We start from the raw sequence: 26,114 nt of genomic DNA on the forward strand, positions 1-26,114 counted from the left end.
CTATAGTCAATAAATTATGAGAGCTTAACTCTCGTAAAGCTTATGTTGCTTAATGTATTCTATGACAGCATCAGGCAATAAAAAACCCGGATTGTGTTTTTCCGCAATCATTTGTCTGATAGCCGTTGCCGAGATTTCAAGCTGTGTAACTGGCTGAAAGAATAATTTGCCGGCCGGCTCCTGCGTGAGCTCGCTTATCCCGTTAGCCTTTTTGGCCGCGAAATAGCCGTCAAGTTCCTGTAATTGAACCCCTGGCCGCGTCATCACGACGATATGCGCATAATCGAACAACTGCTGCCAGCAATGCCAGTTGGTCAGATTTTTAAACGCATCGGCCCCGACAAACAATATTAAAGTCTGTTCGGGGAATTCCAGCCTGAAGGATTTTAGCGTATCGATCATATAGGACCGACCCGCCCTGTCCAGTTCCCGGGTATCGATGACAAAGCCGGACTGATTTTGAATAGCCAATTCCAGCATCCGCGCGCGCATCAACGCCGTGGCGACTGGTTGTTCGCGATGGGGCGGATGGGCGCTGGGCAACAAGCGGATCTCGGTCAACCCGAAAACTTCCCTGACTTCCAGCGCCGGGCGCAGATGACCGTAGTGCACCGGATCGAACGTGCCGCCCAAAATACCGATCATTTATTGCCGGATATGGCCATCGCCGAGCACAATGTATTTCAGCGAGGTCAGGCCCTTCAAACCGACCGGGCCGCGTGCGTGCAGTTTGTCAGTGCTGATGCCTATCTCGGCGCCCAAGCCATATTCAAAGCCGTCGGCAAAACGCGTCGAGGCATTGACCATGACCGAACTGGAATCGACTTCCCTCAGGAAGCGTCGGGCCAGCGTGTAGTCTTCCGTGACGATGGCTTCGGTATGGCCGGAACTGTACCGATGGATATGCTCCATGGCCTGATCCGGCCCATCGACAATCCGGATCGATAAAACCGGCGCCAGGTATTCGCTGCGCCAGTCTTCCTCGGTTGCTCTTTTGCACCCTGGAATCAGGGAGCAGGTTTTCAGGCAGCCGCGCAATTCCACGCCTTTTTCCTCATATTCCCTGGCCAGTCTCGGCAATACTTTCGCGGCAATGCCTTCGGCCACCAGCAATGTTTCCATGGCATTACAAACCCCGTAACGATGGGTTTTGGCATTAACGGCTATGTTAATGGCCTTATCCATATCGGCTTTATCGTCGATATAGACATGGCAAATGCCATCCAGGTGCTTGATCACAGGGATCGTGGCCTCCTTGGAAATACGCTCGATCAGGCTTTTGCCTCCACGCGGCACGATCACATCCACGTACCGGTCCATCGTGATCAATTCGCCGACGGCCGCGCGATCCGCAGTCGCCACACATTGCACCGCCTCCACCGGTAAGCCGGTCTCCGCCAGACCTTTGGTGATACAGGCTGCGATCGCCTGATTGGAATGCAGCGCTTCCGAGCCGCCTCGTAGAATACAGGCATTGCCCGATTTAAGGCACAAGGCCGCGGCATCAACCGTCACATTGGGACGAGACTCGTAAATAATGCCGATCACGCCCAACGGCACGCGCATTTGCCCGACCTGTATGCCGCTGGGCCGGTAGCTTAAATCACTGATTTCACCGACCGGATCAGGCAAGGCGGCCACCTGTTTCAGACCTTCGATCATCGCCTGGATGCGCGCCGGTGTTAAGGCCAGCCTGTCCAGCGATGCCGCATCCAGACCGTTTTGCCTGCCGGCCTCCAGATCCTTGGCGTTTTCCGCAATCAGCATGTCTCGATCGGCTTCGATGATTTCCGCTATTTTCAGTAAAGCCTGATCTTTCTTGTACGATTCGGTTCGACTGATTTCTCTCCCCGCTGCCCTGGCGTTAAGGCCCAGACTGCTCATATATTGTTTGATTTCCATGATTCTCTCTCAAACGGATCTAAATTAACTTTCTATTATAAATCGATTCCATGCCCATTGACAGTAAGCATTTCTACTTAGTTATTTCTTATTTTTCAAACAGATAAATTAAAAATTGACTTTTCATCCGTTTCATCATTACATTCGGAATTGTCAGTCTCGACAAGCATCCGCTCCATCCGCCGGATCGGCCGAACCTCCGGCATCGCTCTAGAAGCAATAACAATAAAAAAATCGAGGAGAAGCTATGACTCAATTAAGCGAAGAAGAACGCGAAAAAATCATCAAGAGCCCGCCTGTTGGCACCTGGGCTCTGATGCTAATGGTTGGCGCCGGCATGGTTGCCGCCTGGCTGTTTCTCTATTACGGCGTATTTCTGCCGCGTGGTGCTATAGACTAAAGGGGACCTTATGAATACCGACCCATTGAAAAAGAAATGGTCCAGTGCAATCCAGTCCTTAGCCGAGCAGTTTAAAGGCGACCCTGTTCATATTGATCCGTTGGAAAAAAAATGGGTATACGTGATACTGGGCATGGCCGGCCTGCTTGTCGGCATCATTATCATAGATGCGCTGTTTCACGGCATTAATCCTCCCAGCCATGTTGAAACCATCGATTCAGCCCGCCTGCATCTGAGCGAGGAATTCGCCGAGGACAACCTGGGCGTTCAGGTTGATGAAAGCGGCAATATCACGGTCCGGATAGTAGCCGGTCGTTACGGATTTTACCCCAAACAGGTTACCGTCCCTTCCGGCACGACTTTAACATTCCGCTGGGCCAGCATGGATGTCTTGCACGGCATTCACTTGCCCATGACCAACATGAATACGATGATACTGCCGGGCTATGTCGCAGAGCTGAAGACCGATTTTCCAAAACCCGGCAACTACCCTTTGCTATGCAATGAATATTGCGGCATGGGACACGATCACATGTGGGGCAGTATCACAGTCGTCGCGAAAGAACACTGGACCGCACCGGTAAAAACAGCTTCCAAAGGAGACAGCAGTCATGAATGATGCTGAAGAAAAAAAACTGGCGCTAAGCCATATGTGGATCGCTTTCGGGGCATTCCTTATCGCCTCATTCATGGGCGCCTATCAGGTTCTGGAACGCAGCGGCTTCCTGCCGATTATTGAGTCAAGCCGGGTTTATTTCGCTTCGGTCAGCAGCCATGGCGTATTGATGGCTTATGTTTTAACGGTTTTTTTTATACCCGGTTTTGGTTATTACACGGCCACGACCAGCCTGAAGCAGCCGGTATGGAACATAAAACTGGCCTGGGCCGGCTTCGGCGTGTCCCTGTTGGGTACGGTCCTGGCAGCCATCCCCTTGCTGACAGGTTCCGCTTCCGTACTCTATACCTTTTATCCGCCCATACAGGCGCACTCCTTGTTTTACGTCGGTGCCACCTTATTGCTTGCCGGCTCCTGGGTCTGGTGCTGGATCATGATTGTCATGATGGGGCAATGGAAGCAGGCCAACCCCGGACAGCCTGTGCCTCTGGCTATGTTCGCAACCGTGTCCAATGCCGTGTTATGGCTATGGACCAGCGTCGGTGTTGCCCTGGAAGTATTGTTTCAACTGATCCCTCTGGCTTTCGGCTGGATGGATACGGTCGATCCCGGACTGGCGCGCACCTTGTTTGCCTGGACCTTGCACCCCATTGTTTACTTCTGGCTGATCCCCGCCTACACGGCCTTTTATGTATTCGTGCCAAAGCAGGCGGGCAGCTATATACTGAGCGATGAACTGGCCAGAGTCTCCTTTATTGTGCTGGTCGTCTTCAGCCTGCCAATCGGCTTCCATCATTTATATATGGATCCGGAGCAGGCCAAAGGCTGGAAGCTATTGCACGGCATCGGTACATTTATCGTCACCCTGCCGACACTGCTGACCGGCTTTGCCGTGATTGCCTCGCTGGAAATAGCCGGCAAACTGCGCGGCGGCAAAGGCCTTTTCGGCTGGATTGGCGCCCTGCCTTGGCGCAACCCGATGGTGCTGGCCATGATTCTGGGCCTGATGATGCTGATGCTGGGCGGTTTCGGCGGCATCGTCAATGCCAGCTATGCCATGAACGCCATGATTCACAATACCGCCTGGGTTCCCGGCCATTTTCACCTGATCTTTGCCGGCACGACCGTCATCATGTACTTTGCCATTGCTTATTATCTCTGGCCAATATTGACGGGCAAGCCGCTGTTCTCGCAGAACATGGCCTTACTGCAGTTATGGACCTGGTTTATCGGCATGGTCGTCCTGAGCACTCCCTGGCACATTCTGGGATTATTAGGCCAGCCCCGGCGCATTTCCAGCGTTCAGTACAACAGCCCCCTTACCCTGGCATGGGATACATTTGAACTGGCCATGATTGTCGGCGGCCTGATAATGCTGGGGTCAGCTTGTTTATTTGTCTACAATCTGGCGAAGACTCAATTAAATTCAACAACTGAAACCTATAAAGGCGAAGTCGAATACGCCGAACCGATCTATCCGGTCGCTCGTTTGCCTGAATTTCTGAATGACTTCAAAATCTGGAACTGGGTCATAGCAGCCGCCATGCTTATCAGTTTCGGCTATCCTATTCTTCAGTTCTTTTTCATGGACACGTTCGAATCAAGCGGATGGGGGTACTAACATGAATAAAATAATCCAAACGGCATTGCTGGGTCTTTTGGCCACAAGCCTTGCACATGCCGAACCCTCCTCTCAAGTTGCCTGGACGTCCGACCAGCTGAACTTCGTAAAAAAAGGCAACAGCAAAAACGGCAAGGAATTGACCGCCCAGTGCATTGGCTGTCACGGCGAAAAAGGCATCAGTCCGACGCCTGAGTTTCCCTCGCTGGCGGGCCAGTTGGCAACCTATATCTACAAACAGTTGCAGGATTACAAAAACGGCCAGCGTACTCACCCGCTCATGACCTCGATAGCGGCGGGATTAAGCGACCAGGATATGGCCGATATGGCCGCCTGGTACAGTTCACTGCCGCCGCCCAGGAACAAAGCCGGCAATAAAGAGCTGGAAATTGCCGAGCGACTGGTATTCGAAGGCGACGGCAGGCGCACCCTGCCTCCGTGTTACACCTGTCATGGCCCCGAAGGGCAAGGCGAGAAAATGGATATACCGGCCCTGGCAGGGCAGCAGGCCGAATATTTCGCAGCCACACTCACGGCCTATAGAAATGGCGAGCGCCACAACGACATCTACAGTCGCATGCGCATACTCAGCCAGCAGCTGAGCGATACGGAAATACAAGAGCTTGCGCAATATTACCAGCAACTGCAGTGATGGTGAGACTATGAACATCCTGCCTATAGGCCTGTTAACCACGATGTTGGCAGGCAGCCTGTCAGTCCTGCCGGTTTTCGCCCAGGAAACGCCCGGGACGGGCAGCAGTAAGATTTTTAAGGCGAATGAACAGAAGCCGAAGAACGATTACAACATCACCATCAATTATGAACTGGGGATGCACTGCACCGGCTTTGACTTTTCTTACTGTTGCGTCTTGCCGCCCTACAATTCCATCCAGAGCCAGGTCATTAAGACGGCCGGCTCTACCTATGAATTTCCGCGGTTGCTGGCCGCCGACCCGAACGATCCGACCGTTTTAGTCGACGGCGACAAGCGCATGAAGCTTGAATACGGTCACGTCGGCAACACCTTTTCAGAAGGCACGAAACTGGCTTACTGGAACATACCGTACGACGTAAACCACGATGGCAAATACGGCAATAATGAGAATGTCGCCAACGCTTATTTCACCCACCTGTATGTCTACAAGGGGTTGAAAGGTGACAATCCCAACAACACCAGCAAGGACAGCGAAAAGCAGCGGATCGGCATCGAAATCCCCATCCCGCGCGATATGGGCCCGGCCGGCGCGGCGGCGCCGAGCCCCGTGAAAGGCGGCCATCTGCATTACACGGGCGATAAGGGCACCGTTGTTTATACCAAATCGCCGGTACTGGACAACGTGCCTATCGTGCTGACCAACCCGGGCATCTGGGATGCGCTGGGTCTGCCGTTGACGCCCTTCTATGACGACATGATGCGAAAAAGCCCGCTGGAAATCGTGGAAAGTGACATCCGGCCTTATCAGGAAGCCTGGGTGGGACTGGTCGACGCCAAAACCAATCAGCCCATTATCGATAGCCATTCCGGCAACCCCGTGAAATTCATCGGCACCAATCCGATCGATGTGCCCAACTGCTCCAACTGCCATTCCAATGAGAACGCCAATGGCGACACCTTCACTTTGTACAAACAGGAAAAAGCGTTCTGGAAAGGTCTGGGCGCCAGCGATTACATGGCCGATTTAAAGGCCACATCCATTTCCATTTTACAGATCCACGACGCCCGCCACGGCACACAGTTTACGGCCAAATACGATCCATCGAGCCGAGCCACCCAAAACCGCTTGGGCGCCGATCCGGTTTTATGCCAGCAATGCCATGCCGATAACGTCATCGGCGTGCTGCAATCGAAGGGTGTCGTCGAAGTCATTTCCGGCGGCCAGAAAATTGAAGGCGACAATCCGATTCCGCCCCTGTCGCAAGCCTTGCACCGGGTTCATCAGACCATACGCCCCATGCCCGACTCGTACGGCCGCACCGGCACCTGCGCCGGCTGCCATCCTTCGCACAGGCAGGACGGCTCCATGGACGGCTATGCCATCACGGCGGACGGCAGGAATTTTTACGCCTCATCCGACAACCGCGACTCCAAAGGCGGCTGTTTTGCCAGCCGCGACGTCCATTCCAACCCCGACAAGGATAAAGACGGCGTCGGTACCCCCGAGCATCTGAATGAAATCGGCAAATGGATACAGGCCAATGTCTCTAAAATCGGCACCGGCGAAGGCGGCAACGGCGTCTGGTGCACCAACTGCCATACCCAGCTCTCCAGGGAACTGTATCAGCGAGATGATTTGGAAAATGCCTTCAAGCAAACCGGCAAAACCATCCGCGACCAGTCGCTGGATGACATCGCCAAGGCGATAGGCGTCGACCGCAGAACGCTGGAAGAACAGTATCTTGATCCTAAAGTGGTACCGGATGAAAACGGCCATGATACCCCCGGCAAATCCGGCATTCTGAAAACCTGGGCCAAGGACCACATGGTGCCTGATATTGCCGTCATTGCCACCAAAGACGGCAAACCGCTGGTGACCAAGGATGAAGACGGTGATATTAATGTCTCGATATTATCGGCCAATCCTTCGGTAAAAATGTCCGCGTTGACAGTGCCGGAAGACGCCAACGGCGTCACGGCGGTCTCCTATGACGCGGCCTCACACGGTCGGGACTACTGGCTGGCGCCCGGCGAGCCGCATTGCGCCGACTGTCACGCTCCGCCCTACGTCGAAGGCCAGGGCGGCGTAGCCTTCCCGATCAATCAGCCCGGCAAGTACAGTCTGATGCGCTATTCGAAAGGCCATGCCGGCCTTGCCTGTCAGGCTTGTCACGAGTCCATCCACGGCTTGTACCCCGTAACGACGGCAGTCGACACCACGACTTACAAACAGGCCCCGCAATACAATCCGGACGGCAGCCACGGTCCGCTGTTATGCGCATCCTGTCATCAGACCAACCAATTCGGCGTGCCGGTTGTCGCGGAAGCGTTGACCTGGAACGGCAAGAAAATCAAGGATGATCTGGATGCGGCAATCAGCTGGATACATGCCAACGCGCCGGATTTGGGCGGCAAAAATCCTAAATAACCGCAAAACGCCGATGGGCATTGCCCCGTCGGCATGGATGCAACGATGAGACAGTTTTTATGCCTATAAAGAAGATCGGTTTATTATTCTGGCTTGCCTGCACCATTAGCGGCGCTGCCGTCGCCGACACGGTGCTGGTCAAAGTCGGCAACGGCCAGGTTACCGAACAGCAACTGGAAAAAGCCATGAGTGCGGCGCCTTTCGCCAGTCAGTTTCCGGCGATGGATGAAAAAGACCAGGCCTACCTGCGCGGCGACATGCTGATGCGTCTGGCCCGATCGGAAGCGCTCTATCAGGAAGCCGTCGCCTCGGGCATGACCGAAACCCAGACCTACAGGCAGGAAATGAGCAATTTCCGCACGTCCCTGCTGGCGCAACGTTATCTGACGCATCTGCGCGATCAGATCAGCATCCCGGCAGCCTTGGAAAGCCGACTGAAAGACGACTTGAAAGGCAACGGCGACGCGCTTATGGCGGCCCGCGCCGCCTATATTGCGCGGCAATTCAAGAATTTGAAGGAAAGCCGCATAGCCGAGCTTAAACAACAAGCCCGCATCAAAACTTATTTCGAACGTCTGGATAAAAATACAAAAGCCGATACCGTACTGGCGGAAGCGACCGGCTATACCATTAAATACGCCGATCTGATGCCGCCTCAAGGCGCTGTTAGCACAGATCCTCAACCTATTAAAGACAAGGTCAACGAGTGGCTTGAACTAATGCTTCTGGCACGTGCGGCAGTAGCCGAGGGCATTGACGTTGAAACGCAAGTGGCCGATTACGGGCACTATCTGGGCGCCAAAATGCTGCTGGCGGCACAGGAACGGCAATGGATACCCGACGATAAAACGCTGCTCGATTATTTCCATAAACATCCGGAGATCGGCTACATCCCCGAACGCAGGCAAATCGGCCAGCTTGTCGCGGCCACCAGGGAACAGGCCGAAGCCCTGCGCCGACGCATACAGGCCGGTGAAAGCCTGTTTAAACTGGCGGCCGAATACAGCATCGATCCGTATGGCCGCGAGCATGCCGGCGATATGGGCTGGCTGCAGGAAGGCAGCGGTTTCGACGCGGTCGAACAGGTCCTGAAAATACTGCCAAACAATCAGGTCAGCGATATTATCCAGACCCCCAGGGGCTGGCACCTGGTCATGATCGTGAACCGAAAGCCTGCCGAGCGTAAAGAATTTGCAGGGATAAAAGATAGGGTAAAACAGACCTTGATTGCCGAGAAAATGACGGCTTATCTGGAACAGGTCATGGCCAGGCATCCGCTGGATTGGCAGATAAAAGACCGTATTTGATACTTGAGCCCGGCCGGTCACTCAAGCAACGGTTTGACGATCGTGTCGAATACCTCATCATTAAAGATACCGGTTTGCATGAAGACCGCACGGCCTTCGCGATCGATGATAACGGTAAAAGGCAGAACGCCGGCCGGGTCGCCCCACTGATTCAATAACTCATATTGCTGGGCGGGGTCGGCGCGTAGGATTGGATAATTGATTCCCAGGGTGCGGGCATAGTTGCGTAATTTTTTTGTCTCATCGAGACCGATGCCGATAATCTGCAGTCCCTGCCCTGCATAGGCCTGCTGATATTGCATAAAATACGGAATTTCAATCTGACAAGGACCGCACCAGGTCGCCCAAAAGTTCAGCATGATGACTTTGCCGCGCCACTCAGACAGATTATGCTCTTTTCCATCGAGGTCGTTCAGGATCAAAGCAGGTAGAGCCCTGACCTTGTTTACCGGCCTGATATGTTCGGTCTGCGCAGCCATGGCGGGCGCAAAAAATCCTCTAGCGCCTGCCAATATTGCGGCCATGCCGATATACCATATCGGGAACGCTTTTTCTTTTTTAACCAATTTAATCATAATGTTATACGCCAATGACTTAAGAGATTGAGATAAACCGAAACAGAGTCGATAGACTATATTAATAATTCCTAATATACTAAAAGTATATCCAGGCTGATTTTCCGACTGCAAATAACAAAAAAAACGGCATACACCATGTTTGACCTATCAAAATACGCTACCTCCGCCGCTACGGCTTTATTACTGGGCTGCATAGGCTTTTCCGCCCCGGCCGTCGCCGAAAGCAACAACTACACACTCGAACAAGCCGTCAATTATGCGCTGGACAATAATCCGAGCCTGCAGGTCATGCATGAACGCATTGCCCAGGCCGAAGCCCAGGTCGGCGAGGCGCTGGCCAGCTTTTATCCGCAAGTCAAAACGCGGCTTTCCTACGAGCATTCCGACAATCCTGCCCGCGCGTTCAGCATGGTTATCTCGCAGCGGCGGCTGGACTTAGGCGGTACTGACTTCAACCATCCCGGCGGTGTCGACAATTATCGCCCGGAAGTGATCGCCACTTACTCGCTCTTTAACGGTGGCCAGGACTATCAAAACAAAATAGCCGCCGAACTGGGCGTGGACGCGGCCACACTTGAGGAATCGGCGACGCGCAACCAGCTGATTCAGGCAGTCACCTCCGCATTTTACAGCGTGCTGGCCGCCAAGGAAGCGCATAAAGTGGCTCAGCGCTCCATTGATGCGGTAAAAAGCGAGCTGGAGCAAAGCCGTACCCGCTATGAAGCCGGAACCGTACTCAAATCCGACGTGTTATCGCTGGAAGTGCAACTGGCCGAGGCCCAGGATGCCGAAATCCAGGCCGCCAATGCCATAGAACTGGCTCAAAGCGGACTCAGGACCCTTATGGGAATCGATGCCAGTGGAGAATTCGGTATCGCCGAAAGTTCGGTCTGGCAACTGCCGCAACTCGATAAATCTTTTGAAACGCTGCTGACTCAAGCAATCGCACAGCGCCCCGAATCGGAAGCCGCCCAGAAACAGATTGAAATTGCCGAGCGCAAGCTTAGCGCCGCCAAAGGCGCTCATCTGCCCCGAGCCGATGCTTATCTCAGCTACGGCTCCGACAGCAAGAACCTCGATTACTCGACCAACCGCGACAATGTCACCGCCGGCGTCCAGGTCGAACTGGACGTCTTCTCAGGTTTTCGAACCAGCGAAAATGTGAAAAAAGCCGAAAGGCAGCTTGCCGAAGCGAAGAAAATCGCCCGGAAAATACAGCTCGACATCGAAAATGACGTTAAAACCGCCTATTTGAAACTTCAGGAGGCATTGGAACGGGTCAAAGTGACAACCGTTTCGGTCACGTCCGCGGAGGAAGCTTTCCGGCTTGTCAGCGAACAGCGCCAGGCCGATGTCGTCACCATCACGCGCTATATCGAAAGCGAGGTCGCGCGCGACAAGGCCAACTCGCGCGTCATCGCCGCCCGTTACGATGCCCTGCAGGCGGAAGCCGAACTCAATAAAGCGTTAGGTAATTGGAAATAAAGGAATCTTTATGACAGATCACAACCCGGCCATGAAAAACAAATGGCTCATCCCGGCCGCCGCCATCCTTGGGCTTTTCCTGGTCATTCTTTACGCGCTGGGCCTTATCGGTGCCGGCGATAAAGTAGAGCCGGGCACTCAGGAAATTGCGGCAAAGCCTGTGCCGGCCAATGCACAGACGCTCGTGGTCGGCCAAAGCAAAACCGATGATGTCCAGTTCTGGCCCGGTACAGTCCGTTCGCGCATCGTCGCCAATATTTCACCCAAATACACGGCGCGCATCACCAGCATCGAAGTCAATGCCGGCGACAGCGTCAAAAAAGGCCAGGTACTGGCCAGGCTGGACGAGCGCGAAGCGACGGCGAGCCTGAATGAAGCCAAGGCGCGCCTGGCCGCAGCCAGGGCACAGGCCGCCCAGGCCGTTGCCGATGAGAAAAGAACCCGATTCCTCTATGAAAAACAAGCCGCCACGCGCGAAACTTACGATGCCGCCATCGCCCGCTCCAGAGCCGCCCAGGCCAATGTCAGGCAGGCCGCCAGCGCCCTCGAGCAACTGCGCGTCTCGTTAGGTGAAAATACTCTGCACGCGCCTTTCAACGGCATCATTTCCAAACGGTTGAAAGATCCCGGCGACATGGGACTCATTGGCGAGCCTGTCGTTATTCTGCAAAAACCCGAGGATTTGCGTCTGGAGGTTGCGATTCCAAACTTCTGCGCCAGCCGCATCCGTACCGGCATGGAAGTCGATGTGCGCATTGATGCCCTGGATAACATTTTAAAAGCCAAAATCGATGAGATCACCCCTCAAATCGATATAGAAACGCGCACCCAGCTGGTCAAGGCCGCGCTGCCGAAAGCCGAGGGGCTGCAACCGGGCCTCCTGGCCTGGCTGCTGATGAACTGCACCGAGGAACACCATGCTATCCTGATACCGGTATCCGCCGTGCGGCACTACGGCCAGCTCGAAGCAGTCGCCATCGTTAAAGACAATCACATCTATACCCGCCATATCCGCACCGGCAAGCAATACGGCGATCAAATCGAAGTGCTGTCCGGCCTGCGCGATGGCGAAACCATACTGATCAACAGCGGTTCACCCGAATGAGCGAGCATCAACCCAATACCGCCGAGCCGGTAAAAAAAGACAGCTTCACGGTCAGCATCGTCAGACTGTTCACGACCTCGCAACTGTCGCTGCTGTTTCTGATCATTTCCCTGCTGGCCGGCGCGGCGGCACTGGTGCTGACGCCGCGCGAAGAAGATCCGCAGATCATCGTGCCGGTCATGGACGTGTTCGTGCAGTACCCGGGCGCCAGCAGCGAGGAAGTGGAAAAACTGGTCACGACGCCGGTGGAAGTCCTGCTGCGCCAGATCGACGGCGTGGAATACGTGTATTCGATGTCCAGACCCGGCGAGGCCGTGATCACGGTCCGTTATTTTGTCGGCGAAGACCGCGAAAACAGCCTGATCAAGACCCGCGACAAACTGCTGGCCAACCTGGACATCATACCGGCCGGCGTGACCAACTGGGTGGTCAAGCCCGTGGAAATCGACGACGTGCCGGTCGTGCTGCTGACCCTGTCGCCGCAAAACGGCCTATATGATTCCATGAGCCTGCGGCGCATTGCCGACGAACTGATCGAGCGATTGCGCACGGTGGAAAACGTCGGCAAAAGCTGGGTCGTCGGTGCGGCGCCGCGGCGCATTTCCGTCTATCCCGATCCGGGCAAACTGGCCTCGCGCAATACCACTTTGCTGGAAATCAGGCAGGCGCTGATTCAGGCCAACATCAACGTGCAGGCCGGCGCATTCGAGCACAACAACCGCGAAATCCTGCTGGAAGCCGGCCCTTTCTACCGAACGCCGGAAGAAGTGGCCGCGACGGTCATTAAAAGCATCGATGGCCGCATTGTCTATCTTCGAGATGTCGCGCGCGTCGAGGACGGACCTGCCGATGTGCAGCACTACACCCGTATCGGTTTCGGCCCTGCCGCCGAACACATGCATACGGTCGGCCAGGCCGTAGGCGACCTGCCTCAGGCCGGTGAAGAACGGCAGATGGTGACGCTCGCCATCGCCAAGCGCAAAGGCAGCAATGCCGTCAGCGTCGCCGAGGACGTCATCAAAGCCACTGAAGAATTGCGCGGCACCCTGATTCCGGACGACCTCCTCGTGAGCGTTACGCGCAACTACGGCGAGACGGCCGACCACAAGGTCAACGAGCTGGTCAAGCACTTAGGCATCGCGATCCTGACCATCATCGTGCTGCTGGCGCTGAGCCTGGGCCTGAAAGAATCGTTCATCGTTTCCATCGCCGTGCCGATGACCTTCGCCGTCACGCTGCTGCTGGACCTGATTTTCGGCTATACCATCAACCGCGTCACGCTGTTCGCGCTGATCCTGTCGCTGGGCCTGCTGGTCGACGATCCGATCGTCGACGTCGAGAACATCCACCGTCACTACAAGCTGCGCAAGGAGCCGCCGCTTCGCGCCTTGCTGACCGCCGTCGACGAGGTCCGGCCGCCGACCATCCTGGCGACCTTTGCCGTCATCCTGTCCTTCGTGCCGATGTTTTACATCACCGGCATGATGGGCCCCTACATGGCGCCGATGGCGTTTAACGTGCCGATCGCGATGCTGATGTCCTTGATCATCGCCTTTACCGTGACGCCGTGGGCCAGTTACCGGATGCTGAAAGGCGATTACGGCAAGGATCACGGCGAGCCGTTCGAACTGAAGCAAAGCGCCGGTTACCGCATCTATAACAGGATACTGGCGCCGTTGCTGGTTTCGCCGCGGCGCGCCTGGCTGTTTATCGGCGTGATCATCATCGCCTTCATCGCCTCCGCCCTGCTGGCCGTGACCCGGGCCGTGCCGCTGAAACTTTTGCCGTTCGACAACAAAAACGAGCTGCAGCTGGTCATCGACATGCCCCGAGGCTCGACGCTGGAGCAGACCGACGAAGTCGCCCGGGCTTTAGGCCGCTATCTGTCCACCGTCAATGAAGTGACCGATTATGAATCCTACATCGGCCTGGCCTCGCCGATGGATTTCAACGGCATGGTGCGTCATTATTATCTGCGCCAGGGCAGTTATGTCGGCGAAGTGCGCATCAACCTGATCGACAAGGAACACCGCGAGCATCAATCGCATGACATCGCCCTGCGCATACGGCCTGAAGTCGAACGCATCGGCAGAGAGTACGGCGCCAAGCTCAAAATAGTCGAGCTGCCGCCCGGCCCGCCCGTGCTGTCGACCGTGGTCGCCGAAGTCTACGGTCCGCCCGAAGCGAGCTATCAGGACATCATCAACGTCTCCAACCGCGTCAAGGCCGCTTTGGCCGAAACCGAGGGCGTGGTCGACGTCGACGACATGGTCGATGCCGAGCATGAAAAAATACACTTCCGCCTGAACCGCGAAAAGGCGGCCCTGAACGGCATTACCGCCGCTCAGGTTGCGCAAACCCTGCAGCTGGCCGTGCAAGGCTCGGCGGCAGGTTCCATGCATATCATGACCGAACGCAAGCCGCTGGAAATCTATCTGCAGCTGCCCCGGGCCATCCGTTCCACCCTGCCCGATCTGTTGTCGCTGCGCGTTAAATCGGACCAGGGTCATCTGGTGCCGCTAGGTGAAATCGGCACGATGTCCGTCGAATCGGGCGACACGACCATTCACCATAAAAATCTGCAAAGACTGTCTTATGTAACAGCTGAAATGGCCGGCCGCAGTCCGGTAGAAGCGATACTGGACATGTTCGACTACTTCGACGAGAACCCTTTGCCCGACGGTTACACGGCTGACATGGCCGGCGAAGGCGAATGGAAAATCACCGTCGACGTCTTCCGCGACTTAGGCCTGGCCTTTGGCGCGGCCATGGTCATGATCTACGTGTTGCTGGTGGGACAGACCGGATCGCTGGGCATTCCGCTGGTGATGATGATCGCGATCCCGCTGACCATCATCGGCATCATGCCCGGCTTCTGGCTGCTGAACCTGTTCACGGAGCCGGTGGCGGGTTATCCGACGCCGATCTATTTCACGGCCACGGCCATGATCGGCATGATTGCTCTGGCCGGCATCGTGGTCAGGAATTCGATCATCCTGATCGACTTCATCGAACGCACTTACAACCGTGACCTCGAAACGACGCTGGCCGAAGCGCTGATAGAAGCCGGCGCCATACGTCTGACGCCGATCTTCCTGACCGCAGCGGCCGCCGTATTCGGCTCCGCGATCATCGTGCTGGACCCGATATTCTCAGGGCTGGCCTGGAGCTTCATATTCGGCATCGTGGCGTCTACGCTGTTTTCGCTGGTGGTGATTCCGGTGGTTTATTTCCTGATCAAACGGAACGAGCCCAAAGAGCTGAATATAGAGACGGAATTGTAAAATCAAATTCTAGCCTTAGCAGTAGCTATTTTCTTACCACAGAGGCACGAAGATTAAGTAAAAAACTTCGTGTATTCTGTGGTATTTTTTGGCCTCACAACATCAGCTAAATTTTCAAGCTAAAAGGCCAACTATGAAATATCAAGGAAGTTGCCACTGCGGCGGCATTCAGTTTGAAGTGGAAGCACCGGAGGATTTACAAGTGGAAGAATGCAATTGTTCCATTTGCGCGAAATCGGGCTTCCTGCATTTGATCGTGCCGAAATCGAAATTCCGGTTATTGAGCCCGGAAGAGAATATCAGCACCTATACTTTTAACACCGGAGTAGCCAAACATATGTTCTGCAGGACATGCGGCATCAAGCCGTTTTATATTCCGCGCTCGAACCCGGACGGTTACGATATCAATGTCCGCTGCCTGGATACAAAGCCCCGTTCGATAACCATAGAACAATTCGACGGTCAAAACTGGGAGAATCATGCGCACAAGCTGGCTCACAAAAGCCGGGAAGTCTGACAAATGCGAATGACATGAAAAAATAGTTAACCCAACTCAACCGTTGCTGTCCATAAAAACATGGCCGAGATATCCGTAGAACGACTGAAAACGCATGTGTACAAACTTGCCGGCGAGATTGGGCAACGGAATATATTTCATCCGCAGGCGCTGGATGCCGCCGCACACTACATCACTGAGGAATGGCACAAGCAAGGCTATGAAGTCCGGTCGCATGTTTACAAGGACCGAGGGGTCGAGCGCGCCAATCTTGAAATTACCTGTGAAGGCAAAAACCGCAATCGCGAATACATTCTGGTGGGCGCCCACTACGATTCGGTCATCGGCAGCCCCGGCGCCAATGACAATGGCAGCGGTATCGCGGCATTACTGGAACTGTCCCGCCTGTTCAGCGGCTTAAAGCCCAATGTCAGCCTTCGCTTCGTGGCTTTTGTCAATGAAGAGCCGCCTTTTTTCTACAGCGAAGAAATGGGCAGCATGATCTACGCCAAAGCCGCGAAACAGCGCCGCGAACCGATACGCTTCATGATTGCGCTGGAAACCATCGCCTGCTATAGGAATGACCCGGGCAGCCAGGCCTATCCTCCCATGCTTAAATACTTCTATCCCGATACCGGCAATTTTATCGCCTTTGTTGCCAACCTGAGATCCCGAGGCGTCATGCTGGAAAGCGCTCGAGCGTTTTCCGCGTCAACCGATTTTCCGCTGCAAATGATTGCGGCGCCGGACATAGTGCCGGGCGTTTCCTGGAGCGATCATTCATCGTTCTGGCGGCATGGTTATAAGGCATTTATGGTGACCGATACGGCACTCTATCGGTACCCCTATTATCATGCGCCTGAAGATACGCCTGATCAGCTCGATTACGAGCCGTTTGCCAGAATGACTCAGGGGTTGTTTTTGATGTTGGCTTCGCTGACGGGTTAAGAACAAACTGTAGGGTCGAATTCACTTGTGCCCTATAGGGTATTCGACCCGGGACGCCTCGCTGCTGTTAAACCCTGTAGGGTATGCACCGCATACCTTTTTCAAAAGTTGATAACTTTGAAAAGGTACGCGGTGCATACCCTACGCAAGGTCTGCTATTTATCTGTCTCTACGGCTTCGGCCTTCTCCCGATAAGCCTTGATCCGGTCAAAGTTCAGATAGCGGTAGGTGTCTGCCGCCGTTTCGTCGATCTGATGCGCGAACTGCATGTATTCCTCAACCGTCGGGATTCTGCCCAGTATCGAGCAGACGGCCGCCAGTTCCGCCGAGGCCAAATAGACGTTCGCATTATTGCCCAAACGGTTCGGGAAGTTGCGCGTGGAGGTCGAGACCACGGTCGCGCCATCCGCGACCCGGGCTTGGTTGCCCATGCACAGCGAGCAGCCCGGCATTTCCATGCGCGCGCCGGACTTGCCGAAAATGCTGTAATAGCCTTCCTCTGTCAATTGCGACTGGTCCATCTTGGTCGGCGGCGATACCCACAACTGGGTCGGCAGGCGGCCTGCATGCTTGTCGAGCAGTTTGCCGGCGGCGCGGAAATGGCCGATGTTGGTCATGCACGAACCTAAAAAGACTTCGTCGATCTTGGTGCCGGCGACTTCCGACAGCGGTCTGACGTCGTCAGGATCGTTCGGGCAGGCCAGCAGCGGTTCCTTGATTTCATTCAGGTCGATTTCGATGACTTCATAGTATTCGGCATCGGCATCGGGCTCCAGCAATACCGGATTAGCCAGCCATTCCTGCATGGCCTTGATGCGGCGCTCGATCGTGCGCGCATCGCCGTAGCCTTCGGACAACATCCATTTCAACAGTGTAATGTTGGAATTGATGTATTCGCGGATCGGCGCTTCATTCAGGCGAATCGTACAGCCGCCGGCCGAACGCTCGGCCGAGGCATCGGACAATTCAAACGCCTGTTCGACTTTCAGATCCGGCAATCCTTCGATTTCCAGGATACGGCCCGAGAACACGTTCTTCTTGCCTTTCTTCTCGACCGTCAGCAGGCCTCGCTGAATCGCCGCATATGGAATGGCGTTGACCAGATCGCGCAGGGTGATGCCGGGCTGCATTTCGCCTTTGAAGCGCACCAGCACGGATTCGGGCATATCCAGCGGCATGACGCCGGTAGCCGCCGCGAAAGCGACCAGGCCGGAGCCGGCCGGGAACGAGATGCCTATCGGAAAACGCGTATGCGAATCACCGCCGGTGCCGACCGTATCGGGCAGCAGCATGCGGTTCAGCCAGGAATGGATGATACCGTCGCCGGGGCGCAAGGATACGCCGCCGCGGTTCATGATGAAATCGGGCAAGGTATGCTGCATTTCCACATCGACCGGTTTCGGATAGGCGGCGGTATGGCAGAACGACTGCATCACCAGATCGGCCGAGAAGCCGAGGCAGGCCAGGTCTTTCAGCTCATCGCGCGTCATCGGGCCGGTCGTGTCCTGGGAACCGACCGTGGTCATGTGCGGCTCGCAATAGGTGTTGGGCCGCACGCCGGCCACGCCGCAGGCTTTGCCGACGATTTTCTGCGCCAGAGTAAAGCCCTTGCCGGTGTCGGCAGGACTGCCCGGACGGCGGAAGACGGTCGATGCCGGCAGGTCCAGCGCTTTGCGCGCCTTGTCAGTCAGGCCGCGGCCGATAATCAGCGGAATGCGGCCGCCGGCGCGCACTTCATCGAGCAGCACGTCGGTCTTGAGCGAGAATTCGGCGATGATTTCATCGCTGTCATGGCGCTTGACGGCACCCTGGTAAGGATAGATGTCGATCACATCGCCCATGTGCATGTTCGATACGTCGCACTCAAACGGCAGCGCGCCTGAATCTTCCATCGTGTTGAAGAAGATCGGCGCGATCTTGCCGCCTATGCAGACGCCGCCGGCGCGCTTGTTCGGCACATAGGGAATGTCGTTGCCGGTAAACCATAATACTGAGTTGGTGGCCGATTTGCGCGATGAGCCGGTGCCGACCACGTCGCCGACATAAGCGACCGGGAAGCCTTTCTGTTTGAGTTCTTCAATCTGCTGCTCGGCATGGGTGATGCCCTCCCGGGGCATTTTCAGCATGGCTTTGGCGTGCAGCGGGATATCGGGCCGCGACCAGGCATCGGGCGCCGGCGACAGGTCGTCGGTATTGGTTTCGCCGGTGACTTTGAATACGGTCACGGTCAGTTTTTCAGGCACTTCGGGCTTGCTGGTGAACCATTCGGCCTCGGCCCATGATTTGAGCACCTGTTGTGCAAATTCATTGCCGGCCTCGGCTTTTTCCTGCACGTCGTGGAAGGCGTCGAATATCAGCAAGGTGTGCGAAAGCGCCTTGGCGGCAATCGGCGCCAGTTCCTGGTTGTCGAGCAGTTCGATCAGCGGCGCGATATTGTAGCCGCCCAGCATCGTGCCCAGCAGTTCGGTGGCTTTAGCGGCATCGAGTATGGGTGAAGCCACTTCACCCTTGGCGATGGCGGCCAGAAAACCGGCCTTGACGTAAGCGGCTTCATCAACACCAGGCGGCACGCGATTGGCCAGCAAATCGAGCAGAAACGCCTCTTCGCCTGCCGGCGGCTGTTTGATCAGCTCAACCAAACCGGCAACCTGCTCTGCATTCAACGGTTTCGGAACTATTCCTTCAGCTGCGCGTTCTTCAACATGTTTGCGGTATTGATCTAGCATGAGGCTCCTTGTAAATAAATCAAATAATCGGTAGAAAGGAGGCTATTTTAACAGATTCTTGAAAGCGAGGCGTCGTGAAGACACTTTACTACAGCCATGCCGATTTCCTGCTTCATGACACGGGCATAGGCCATCCGGAAAGCGCCGACCGGCTCAGAAGCATAGCCGATGCCCTGGACACGCCCGAATTCTCCGGTTTAATCAGGGCGCAGCCGCCGCTCGGCACGGAGCGGCAAATCAGGCTTGTCCATACACAAGCTCATATCGATACCGTGCTGAATGCCGTCCCCCGGCATGGACTGCATTATCTGGATTCCGATACGGTGCTTTCGCCCGGCTCGGGAAAGGCCGCCTTGCGGGCTGTGGGCGCTGTCTGCGATGCCGTCGATAAAGTGCTTGGCGGCGAAGCCGACAACGCCTTCTGCGCGGTGCGCCCGCCCGGCCATCACGCCGAATCCGGACGGGCCATGGGTTTTTGCCTGTTCAACAATATCGCCATTGCGGCCGAATACGCCCGCACGCACCATCATCTTCAGCGCATCGCCATCGTGGACTTTGACGTCCATCACGGCAACGGCACGCAAGCGGCATTTTATGAGCAGCCGGCCGTGCTTTATGCCTCCAGCCATGAAATTCCGCATTACCCCGGCACGGGCTATCCAAGTGAAACCGGCGTCGGCAATATCGTCAACGTGCCGCTGGCGGCCGGCGACTCAGGGGCGGAATTCAGGCATAAATACAGCCGGATCATCCTGCCGGCGCTGAGAGCTTTCAAGCCGGAACTGCTGCTGGTTTCGGCCGGCTTTGACGCGCACCGGGACGACCCCTTGGCATCGATCGGACTCGTTGAAGACGATTATCGATGGGTTACTCAGGAACTGATGGAGATTGCCGGCATCTATTGCGGAGGCAGAATAATTTCAATACTGGAAGGTGGCTATAACCTTAAAGCCCTGGCTGCCAGTGCTGCCGTTCACGTCAAAACACTGTTGGCATACGAGGTACAAGCCGGCAAATAAACAGTTCTTCACTATTTTCAGGGAACAGGCATGACAACTCGATACATTTATTCTTTTCACGAAGGTGACGGTAAAAATAAGGTGTTGTTAGGCGGCAAAGGCGCCAATCTTTGCGAGATGACCCAGATCGGCCTGAATGTGCCGCCCGGCTTTGTCATTACCACGGAAGCCTGCCTCGACTATCTGAAAAATCAACAATTGCCCGCCGGTCTCATGGATGAAGTCAAGCTGCAGATGCGGATAGTCGAGCAGGCGACAGGCAAGGAATTCGGCGCGCCGGTCAGACCGCTGCTGGTCTCGGTACGCTCCGGCTCGGCGATTTCGATGCCGGGCATGATGGATACGATCCTGAATCTGGGCTTGAATCAAGCCACCCTGGAAGCGTTGATAGAACAAACGCAGGACCCGCGCTTCAGCTTTGATGCCTATCGGCGCTTTATTCAACTATTCGGCAAAGTTGCGCTGGGCATAGACGACGAAAAATTCGACGTGCATTTCGACAACGTCAAGCGACAGGCAGACGTCGAGGCCGATACGGATCTGAGCGCCGACCACCTGAAACAGATCTGCGAACTGTTCCTGCAGGTGGTGCGCGACGAAACCGGCCGGCCTTTTCCTGATAACGTGTACGAGCAACTGGAACTGGCCATCAAAGCCGTGTTCAATTCCTGGATGGGCAAGCGCGCCGTCGATTACCGGCGCGAATTCCGCATCACGCCGGAAATGGCCAATGGTACGGCCGTTAATGTCGTGGCGATGGTGTTCGGCAACATGGGCGACGATTGCGCGACCGGTGTCGGCTTTACCCGCAATCCGGGCACCGGCGCCAATGAAATGTACGGCGAATACCTGGTCAATGCCCAGGGCGAGGACGTCGTGGCGGGCATCCGCACGCCCAAGCCGGTTCAGGAACTGGCCGTGGAAATGCCGGAGATGTACCGGCAACTGGTTGAACTGCGCCATAAGCTCGAAAGCCATTACCACGAAGTTCAGGACTATGAGTACACGATAGAACGCGGCGTGCTCTACTGCCTGCAAACCCGCAACGGCAAAATGAATGCCACGGCCATGGTCAGAACCTCTGTCGAAATGGCCAATGAGGGCATGATCGATAAGGAACGGGCGTTGCTGCGCATTGATCCGGAGCTGCTGGAGCAATTGCTGCACCCGCAGCTTGACCCGAACAACAAGATCTCCGCGCTGACGCAAGGCCTGCCGGCATCGCCGGGCGCTGCCTGCGGCAAATGCGTATTTGATGCCAATACCGCCGAAATCATGGGCCGCGCCGGCGAAAAAGTCATCCTGCTGCGCGAGGAAACCAAGCCTGAGGACATCCACGGATTTTTTGCCGCCCAGGGCATACTGACCAGCCGCGGCGGCAAAACCTCCCATGCCGCGGTGGTCGCGCGCGGCATGGGCAAAGCCTGCGTGGCCGGCGCCGAGGATATCAGAATCGATGTCAGGTCGCGCCAGGCCACCGTCGGCCATGTCCATATACAGGAGGGCGACGTCATCACCATCGACGGCGGCTCCGGCTTGATCTATCTGGACGAAATTCCGACGGTCACGCCGTCTGTTTCCGGAGAACTCCAAACCTTATTGTCCTGGGCTGATCACTATGCCGAGCTGAAGGTGTACGCCAATGTCGATACGCCGGCCGGCGCCCGGCTGGCCATCGATTACGGTGCCGCCGGCATCGGCTTGTGCCGCACGGAACGCATGTTCAACGCCAGGGACCGCCTGCCGCTGGTCATTGATATGATACTGGCCGACAACCAGAAAAGCCGCGAAGCCGCATTGAAAAAACTGTTCCCGATACAACGGGAGGACTTTGTCCAGTTGTTTACCGTGATGTCGCCTCTTCCGGTCACGGTGCGCCTGCTCGATCCGCCCATGCATGAATTTCTGCCTAATGAGCAGCAGTTAAAGGACGAAATACAGGCGCTCAAGCAGTATGAAATTATTGCCAAAGGCCAGCGCGTCACACTGGAGACACTGGGCGAACATGACGAACTGCCGGCACCGTTCAATCGGCTCGGCAAGGATGTCATTCGCAAAGCCATCGCCAAGAAGCAATTAATGCTGAAAAAAGTTCGTGAACTGTATGAAGTCAACCCGATGCTAGGCCATCGCGGCGTGCGTCTGGGCATGTCGTATCCGGAAATTTACCGGATGCAGATCCGCTCCATCCTCGAGGCCGCCGCCATCTGTACACAGCAGGGACTCCGGATTTCGCCGGAGATCATGGTCCCGCAAGTCATTACTGCACAGGAACTGAAACGGGTGAGAGAGTATGTCCATGACATACAGCAGGACGTTGAAGACCGCTACAGCCTCAAACTGAATTTCAAGTTCGGCTCCATGATTGAGACGGTGCGCGCCTGCACCCGCGCCGGGCAGCTGGCGAAATTCGCCGAGTTCTTTTCATTCGGCACCAATGACCTGACGCAGGCGACCTTCTCCTTCTCGCGCGAGGACGCCGAGAACAAGTTTCTGCCGCTCTACAATGAAGTGGGGCTGCTTGAGGACAACCCGTTTGAAGTGCTGGATGTCAAAGGCGTCGGTCAGCTAATGAAGATGACGGCGGAGCTGGGCCGCAAAATCCGGCCCGATATCAAAATCGGCATCTGCGGCGAACAGGCCGGTCACCCCCAGTCCATCCGTTTTTGCCACCGTATCAAACTGGACTATGTCTCCTGCTCGGCGCCGCGCATACCGATTGCCAGGCTTGCCGCCTCGCATGCCAAACTGCTGGAAAATGACTATAGGGAGAATGAATAAACCTGTGATTGATCGGCAATTGTCATTTTTGAAATATTTTTAACCACGAAGAACACGGAGAAAAACAGGTAAAAACTTCGTGTTCCCCGGGATCTTCGTGGTTTCTAACTTAAACCTGTTGGCTAAAGTCGACTGAAGTCGCCCCCCACATTCATCAGAAAAAGTGAAATTTCTGGTTCAGGGCATAGGCCAGTGCCAAAACAATTATCTGCGCAAAAATGAGCCCCCAGAAATAGAGACCGAAAAGCACCATTTTGACTTGTGTCTGCGACTGTTCGGTATGCCGCCGGACGAAAAGGATGCCACCAAGGGCGGCAACAATCACCATGACGACACCTATAATGGCAATATTCATGGTCAATCCTTGACCGGCGGTGGAGCCAAAACGACTCTTGAGCCATTTGACTCGGCGGGACTGACGACACCGGCCGCTTCCATTTCTTCAATCATAGTGGCGGCGCGGTTATAGCCAACCTTGAAGCGCCGCTGCACACTGGAGATTGAAGCCTTTCGCGATTCAGTGACAAACTGCACAGCCTCATCATACAGCGGATCGCTCTCGCCGCCGCCATTGCCGCTGCCACCGCCCATGCCGAAGCTATCGCTGGAATCGGATGATTCGCGCGTAATCTCATCGAGGTAATTGGCGGGAGCCGTTTTCTTCAGAAACTCGACGACCCGATGAACTTCATGGTCATCGACAAAGGCGCCATGAGCGCGGATCGGAATACTGGTGCCGGACGGCAAGAACAGCATATCGCCGTTGCCGAGCAAGGCTTCCGCACCGCCCTGATCGAGAATCGTGCGCGAATCGATCCTTGACGAAACCTGGAATGAAATCCGCGTCGGCACGTTGGCCTTGATCAGGCCGGTCAATACGTCAACGGACGGGCGCTGGGTCGCCAGGATCAAATGGATGCCGGCGGCCCTGGCTTTCTGGGCCAGACGCGCGATCAGCTCCTCGACCTTCTTGCCGACGATCATCATCATATCGGCCAATTCGTCGATGACGATGACGATGCTCGGCAAGGTCGTCAATACCGGAAACTCTTCACCTTCTTCAAGCTCTCTGACCAGTTGGAACATCGGGTCCCTGATGGTTTCCCCCCTGGCCTCGGCGTCTGTAATCAACTGATTGAAGCCAGCCAGGTTTCTGACGCCCATTTTGGACATCAGCTTGTAGCGCCGCTCCATTTCGGCGACAGCCCAGCGCAAGGCGTTGCTAGCCTCTTTCATGTCGGTCACGACCGGCGTCAGCAAATGAGGAATGCCTTCATAAACCGACAATTCCAGCATTTTGGGATCGATCATGATCATGCGTACCTGTTCCGGCGTCGCCTTGTAGAGCATGCTGAGGATCATGGTGTTGATGGCGACCGATTTTCCCGAGCCTGTCGTACCGGCCACCAGGGCATGGGGCATTTTACCGAGATCGGCGACGACCGGTGCACCGGAAATATCCTTGCCCATCGCCAGGGTCAACAAGGATTTGGATTTTTCAAAATTCTTTGATGCCAACAACTCCCGCAACGTGACCATTTCGCGTTCGCGATTCGGAATTTCAAGACCGATGACCGATTTGCCCGGAATCACTTCGACGATACGCACACTCGTTACCGATAAAGCCCGCGCCAGATCCTTGGACAAGCCGCTGATACGACTGACTTTAACGCCGGCAGCCGGCTGCAATTCAAAACGCGTGATCACGGGCCCCGGAAGCACGCCAACGACTTCTACGATAACATTGAAATCCTCAAGAATGCTCTCTACCAGCCGCGACATTTCCTCCAGATCGCTCTCGGAATAGCCCTTGACGCGCGTATCACGTTCATCCAGCATCGTTAAGGGCGGTAAGACGCCTTCACCCGAGGGCGACTGTTTTTTTGCCTTGCTTATTTTTTCAACTTTGCTGATGATGACTTTTTCAGCCTTTTCGATAATGGGCACCGCTTCGATGGCGGGCAACATTTTCATTTTGGGCTTTTTCTTGACCTCGGGTTTCGCGGCGACAAACTCGGGTGCCTGAACTCGAGAGGGCTTGACTGATATCTGAATACGATGGATTGGACTCATCTGCCAGAGCGTCATGAGTTTAATCCCTATAAAGCGGCAGAGAATAACCGTGGATTTACCGATCATATCTAGCAAGGTTATCCAGGACAGTCCCGTAAACAAGGTGACCCCGGCCAATAAGACAACCAATAAAAACAGTGTCGTCCCTGAATTGCCGAACACAATCTGCAAGGCATCACCGGTTTCCTGGCCCAGAATCCCCCCTGTAGTACCCGGCAGTTCAACTCCCGTTCTCAGCAAATGCAGGGAAAATAACGCCGCTCCTGAAATAATGGTGGCAATAAAGCCAGTCCAGCGCAATGCCATCAGCATGAGGCTGCCGGTTCGCCAGCCTTGTTTGTATATCAGATAGCCGAACCAGGTAATCATGCCCGGAAACAAGTACGCAATTAAACCAAAAATACTGAGGGTAAAATCAGACAACCATGCACCGACGACGCCACATGCATTGGTAACTTCCTGTATTGCGCCGCTATGTGACCAGCCGGCATCTTCGTTACTGAAAGTGACCAGTGAAATTAAAAAAAATAATGCACAAGCGGAAAAACCTAATAAAGCAACTTCGCGCAACCCCCGGTAAGTTTTTTCTTCCATCACAGCAGCCATGTAACAACTCGTCTGACAATATTACCAATAAAACATCATTATAGATGAATAATCACACATTTTACATTAGTAATGTCCACAACA

Annotated in this window: 19 protein-coding genes; 13 read left to right on the forward strand and 6 right to left on the reverse strand. The window is 55.2% G+C overall.

The features are described from left to right. Positions 1–24 precede the first annotated feature (24 nt). Positions 25–645, reverse strand: coding sequence for a nicotinate-nucleotide adenylyltransferase (gene nadD / locus EK22_RS03420; RefSeq protein ID WP_036248103.1), 621 nt, complete (start codon positions 643–645; stop codon positions 25–27). Further along, entirely contained in the window at positions 646–1,902 is a 1,257-nt protein-coding gene (locus EK22_RS03425) for a glutamate-5-semialdehyde dehydrogenase (protein WP_020157580.1), read from the reverse strand. It lies immediately after the preceding gene. 247 nt (positions 1,903–2,149) lie between these two features. Here EK22_RS03425 and EK22_RS24855 point away from each other — a divergent pair, with 247 nt between their 5' ends. Genes EK22_RS24855 through EK22_RS03455 form a run of 6 tightly spaced genes read left to right on the forward strand, consistent with a single transcriptional unit; the run spans position 2,150 to position 8,929 of the window. Beyond that, positions 2,150–2,302 (forward strand): hypothetical protein, encoded by a 153-nt coding sequence (locus EK22_RS24855; protein ID WP_020157581.1) that lies wholly within the window; start codon positions 2,150–2,152, stop codon positions 2,300–2,302. 10 nt (positions 2,303–2,312) lie between these two features. Further along, positions 2,313–2,921: a cupredoxin domain-containing protein gene (locus EK22_RS03435; RefSeq protein WP_020157582.1), complete on the forward strand. Its 609-nt coding sequence runs from the start codon at positions 2,313–2,315 to the stop codon at positions 2,919–2,921. Next, positions 2,914–4,539, forward strand: coding sequence for a cbb3-type cytochrome c oxidase subunit I (locus EK22_RS03440; protein ID WP_020157583.1), 1,626 nt, complete (start codon positions 2,914–2,916; stop codon positions 4,537–4,539). Before EK22_RS03435 ends, EK22_RS03440 begins: the two co-directional genes overlap by 8 nt. Before the next feature lies 1 nt (position 4,540). After that, positions 4,541–5,191, forward strand: a complete 651-nt coding sequence (locus EK22_RS03445; RefSeq protein ID WP_036248106.1) for a c-type cytochrome — start codon at positions 4,541–4,543, stop codon at positions 5,189–5,191. A gap of 10 nt (positions 5,192–5,201) precedes the next feature. Beyond that, the gene (locus tag EK22_RS03450) at positions 5,202–7,622 is read left to right on the forward strand and encodes a cytochrome c3 family protein (RefSeq protein WP_036248108.1); all 2,421 of its coding nucleotides are present in this window, start codon (positions 5,202–5,204) and stop codon (positions 7,620–7,622) included. 59 nt (positions 7,623–7,681) lie between these two features. Beyond that, positions 7,682–8,929, forward strand: coding sequence for a peptidylprolyl isomerase (locus EK22_RS03455; protein ID WP_051961648.1), 1,248 nt, complete (start codon positions 7,682–7,684; stop codon positions 8,927–8,929). Positions 8,930–8,946: 17 nt separating this feature from the next. On the opposite strand, the gene EK22_RS03460 is transcribed toward EK22_RS03455, so the two are convergent. Then, the gene (locus EK22_RS03460) at positions 8,947–9,504 is read right to left on the reverse strand and encodes a TlpA family protein disulfide reductase (RefSeq protein WP_036248110.1); all 558 of its coding nucleotides are present in this window, start codon (positions 9,502–9,504) and stop codon (positions 8,947–8,949) included. 138 nt (positions 9,505–9,642) lie between these two features. Between EK22_RS03460 and EK22_RS03465 the strand changes: the two genes are divergently transcribed. The 5 genes from EK22_RS03465 to EK22_RS03485 all read left to right on the forward strand — a co-directional run bounded on the left by EK22_RS03465 (position 9,643) and on the right by EK22_RS03485 (position 16,825). Beyond that, positions 9,643–10,992, forward strand: a complete 1,350-nt coding sequence (locus tag EK22_RS03465; RefSeq protein ID WP_020157588.1) for a TolC family protein — start codon at positions 9,643–9,645, stop codon at positions 10,990–10,992. Between the two features lie 10 nt (positions 10,993–11,002). Beyond that, positions 11,003–12,097, forward strand: coding sequence for an efflux RND transporter periplasmic adaptor subunit (locus EK22_RS03470; RefSeq protein ID WP_036248113.1), 1,095 nt, complete (start codon positions 11,003–11,005; stop codon positions 12,095–12,097). Further along, positions 12,094–15,381, forward strand: coding sequence for an efflux RND transporter permease subunit (locus EK22_RS03475; protein ID WP_036248116.1), 3,288 nt, complete (start codon positions 12,094–12,096; stop codon positions 15,379–15,381). The genes EK22_RS03470 and EK22_RS03475 overlap by 4 nt, the downstream gene beginning before the upstream one ends. Positions 15,382–15,514: 133 nt before the next feature. Beyond that, positions 15,515–15,898 carry a GFA family protein gene (locus tag EK22_RS03480; protein ID WP_020157591.1) on the forward strand — a complete coding sequence of 128 codons (384 nt, stop codon included), beginning with the start codon at positions 15,515–15,517 and terminating at the stop codon, positions 15,896–15,898. A gap of 60 nt (positions 15,899–15,958) precedes the next feature. Beyond that, on the forward strand, positions 15,959–16,825 hold the full coding sequence (locus EK22_RS03485) for a M28 family peptidase (protein ID WP_036248119.1): 867 nt from the start codon (positions 15,959–15,961) through the stop codon (positions 16,823–16,825). Between the two features lie 155 nt (positions 16,826–16,980). Here EK22_RS03485 and acnB read toward each other — a convergent pair whose 3' ends face one another. Beyond that, positions 16,981–19,551 carry a bifunctional aconitate hydratase 2/2-methylisocitrate dehydratase gene (acnB, locus tag EK22_RS03490; RefSeq protein WP_036248121.1) on the reverse strand — a complete coding sequence of 857 codons (2,571 nt, stop codon included), beginning with the start codon at positions 19,549–19,551 and terminating at the stop codon, positions 16,981–16,983. A 74-nt stretch (positions 19,552–19,625) separates the two neighbouring features. Here acnB and EK22_RS03495 point away from each other — a divergent pair, with 74 nt between their 5' ends. Both EK22_RS03495 and ppdK read left to right on the forward strand, forming a co-directional pair. Then, complete coding sequence (locus EK22_RS03495) at positions 19,626–20,570, forward strand: histone deacetylase family protein (protein WP_036248123.1); 945 nt, start codon at positions 19,626–19,628, stop codon at positions 20,568–20,570. Between the two features lie 30 nt (positions 20,571–20,600). Beyond that, a complete protein-coding gene (ppdK, locus tag EK22_RS03500; RefSeq protein WP_036248125.1) occupies positions 20,601–23,351 on the forward strand; it encodes a pyruvate, phosphate dikinase in 2,751 nt (916 codons plus the stop codon). 154 nt (positions 23,352–23,505) lie between these two features. Here ppdK and EK22_RS03505 read toward each other — a convergent pair whose 3' ends face one another. Beyond that, positions 23,506–23,706, reverse strand: a complete 201-nt coding sequence (locus EK22_RS03505; RefSeq protein WP_036248128.1) for a hypothetical protein — start codon at positions 23,704–23,706, stop codon at positions 23,506–23,508. Positions 23,707–23,708: 2 nt separating this feature from the next. Next, positions 23,709–26,018 carry a DNA translocase FtsK gene (locus EK22_RS03510; RefSeq protein ID WP_081917757.1) on the reverse strand — a complete coding sequence of 770 codons (2,310 nt, stop codon included), beginning with the start codon at positions 26,016–26,018 and terminating at the stop codon, positions 23,709–23,711. Between the last annotated feature and the right edge of the window lie 96 nt (positions 26,019–26,114).

Origin of the sequence: Methylobacter sp. BBA5.1 (assembly GCF_000746145.1) — a bacterium.
In the GTDB taxonomy this organism is placed as follows: Bacteria; Pseudomonadota; Gammaproteobacteria; order Methylococcales; family Methylomonadaceae; genus Methylobacter; species Methylobacter marinus.

Excerpts from the sequence above, each read along its gene's own strand:
- nadD (WP_036248103.1), bottom strand. The coding sequence starts at position 645 with ATGATCGGTATTTTGGGCGGCACGTTCGATCCGGTGCACTACGGTCAT.
- EK22_RS03425 (WP_020157580.1), bottom strand. The coding sequence starts at position 1,902 with ATGGAAATCAAACAATATATGAGCAGTCTGGGCCTTAACGCCAGGGCA.
- EK22_RS24855 (WP_020157581.1), top strand. The coding sequence starts at position 2,150 with ATGACTCAATTAAGCGAAGAAGAACGCGAAAAAATCATCAAGAGCCCG.
- EK22_RS03435 (WP_020157582.1), top strand. The coding sequence starts at position 2,313 with ATGAATACCGACCCATTGAAAAAGAAATGGTCCAGTGCAATCCAGTCC.
- EK22_RS03440 (WP_020157583.1), top strand. The coding sequence starts at position 2,914 with ATGAATGATGCTGAAGAAAAAAAACTGGCGCTAAGCCATATGTGGATC.
- EK22_RS03445 (WP_036248106.1), top strand. The coding sequence starts at position 4,541 with ATGAATAAAATAATCCAAACGGCATTGCTGGGTCTTTTGGCCACAAGC.
- EK22_RS03450 (WP_036248108.1), top strand. The coding sequence starts at position 5,202 with ATGAACATCCTGCCTATAGGCCTGTTAACCACGATGTTGGCAGGCAGC.
- EK22_RS03455 (WP_051961648.1), top strand. The coding sequence starts at position 7,682 with ATGCCTATAAAGAAGATCGGTTTATTATTCTGGCTTGCCTGCACCATT.
- EK22_RS03460 (WP_036248110.1), bottom strand. The coding sequence starts at position 9,504 with ATGATTAAATTGGTTAAAAAAGAAAAAGCGTTCCCGATATGGTATATC.
- EK22_RS03465 (WP_020157588.1), top strand. The coding sequence starts at position 9,643 with ATGTTTGACCTATCAAAATACGCTACCTCCGCCGCTACGGCTTTATTA.
- EK22_RS03470 (WP_036248113.1), top strand. The coding sequence starts at position 11,003 with ATGACAGATCACAACCCGGCCATGAAAAACAAATGGCTCATCCCGGCC.
- EK22_RS03475 (WP_036248116.1), top strand. The coding sequence starts at position 12,094 with ATGAGCGAGCATCAACCCAATACCGCCGAGCCGGTAAAAAAAGACAGC.
- EK22_RS03480 (WP_020157591.1), top strand. The coding sequence starts at position 15,515 with ATGAAATATCAAGGAAGTTGCCACTGCGGCGGCATTCAGTTTGAAGTG.
- EK22_RS03485 (WP_036248119.1), top strand. The coding sequence starts at position 15,959 with ATGGCCGAGATATCCGTAGAACGACTGAAAACGCATGTGTACAAACTT.
- acnB (WP_036248121.1), bottom strand. The coding sequence starts at position 19,551 with ATGCTAGATCAATACCGCAAACATGTTGAAGAACGCGCAGCTGAAGGA.
- ppdK (WP_036248125.1), top strand. The coding sequence starts at position 20,601 with ATGACAACTCGATACATTTATTCTTTTCACGAAGGTGACGGTAAAAAT.
- EK22_RS03505 (WP_036248128.1), bottom strand. The coding sequence starts at position 23,706 with ATGAATATTGCCATTATAGGTGTCGTCATGGTGATTGTTGCCGCCCTT.
- EK22_RS03510 (WP_081917757.1), bottom strand. The coding sequence starts at position 26,018 with ATGGAAGAAAAAACTTACCGGGGGTTGCGCGAAGTTGCTTTATTAGGT.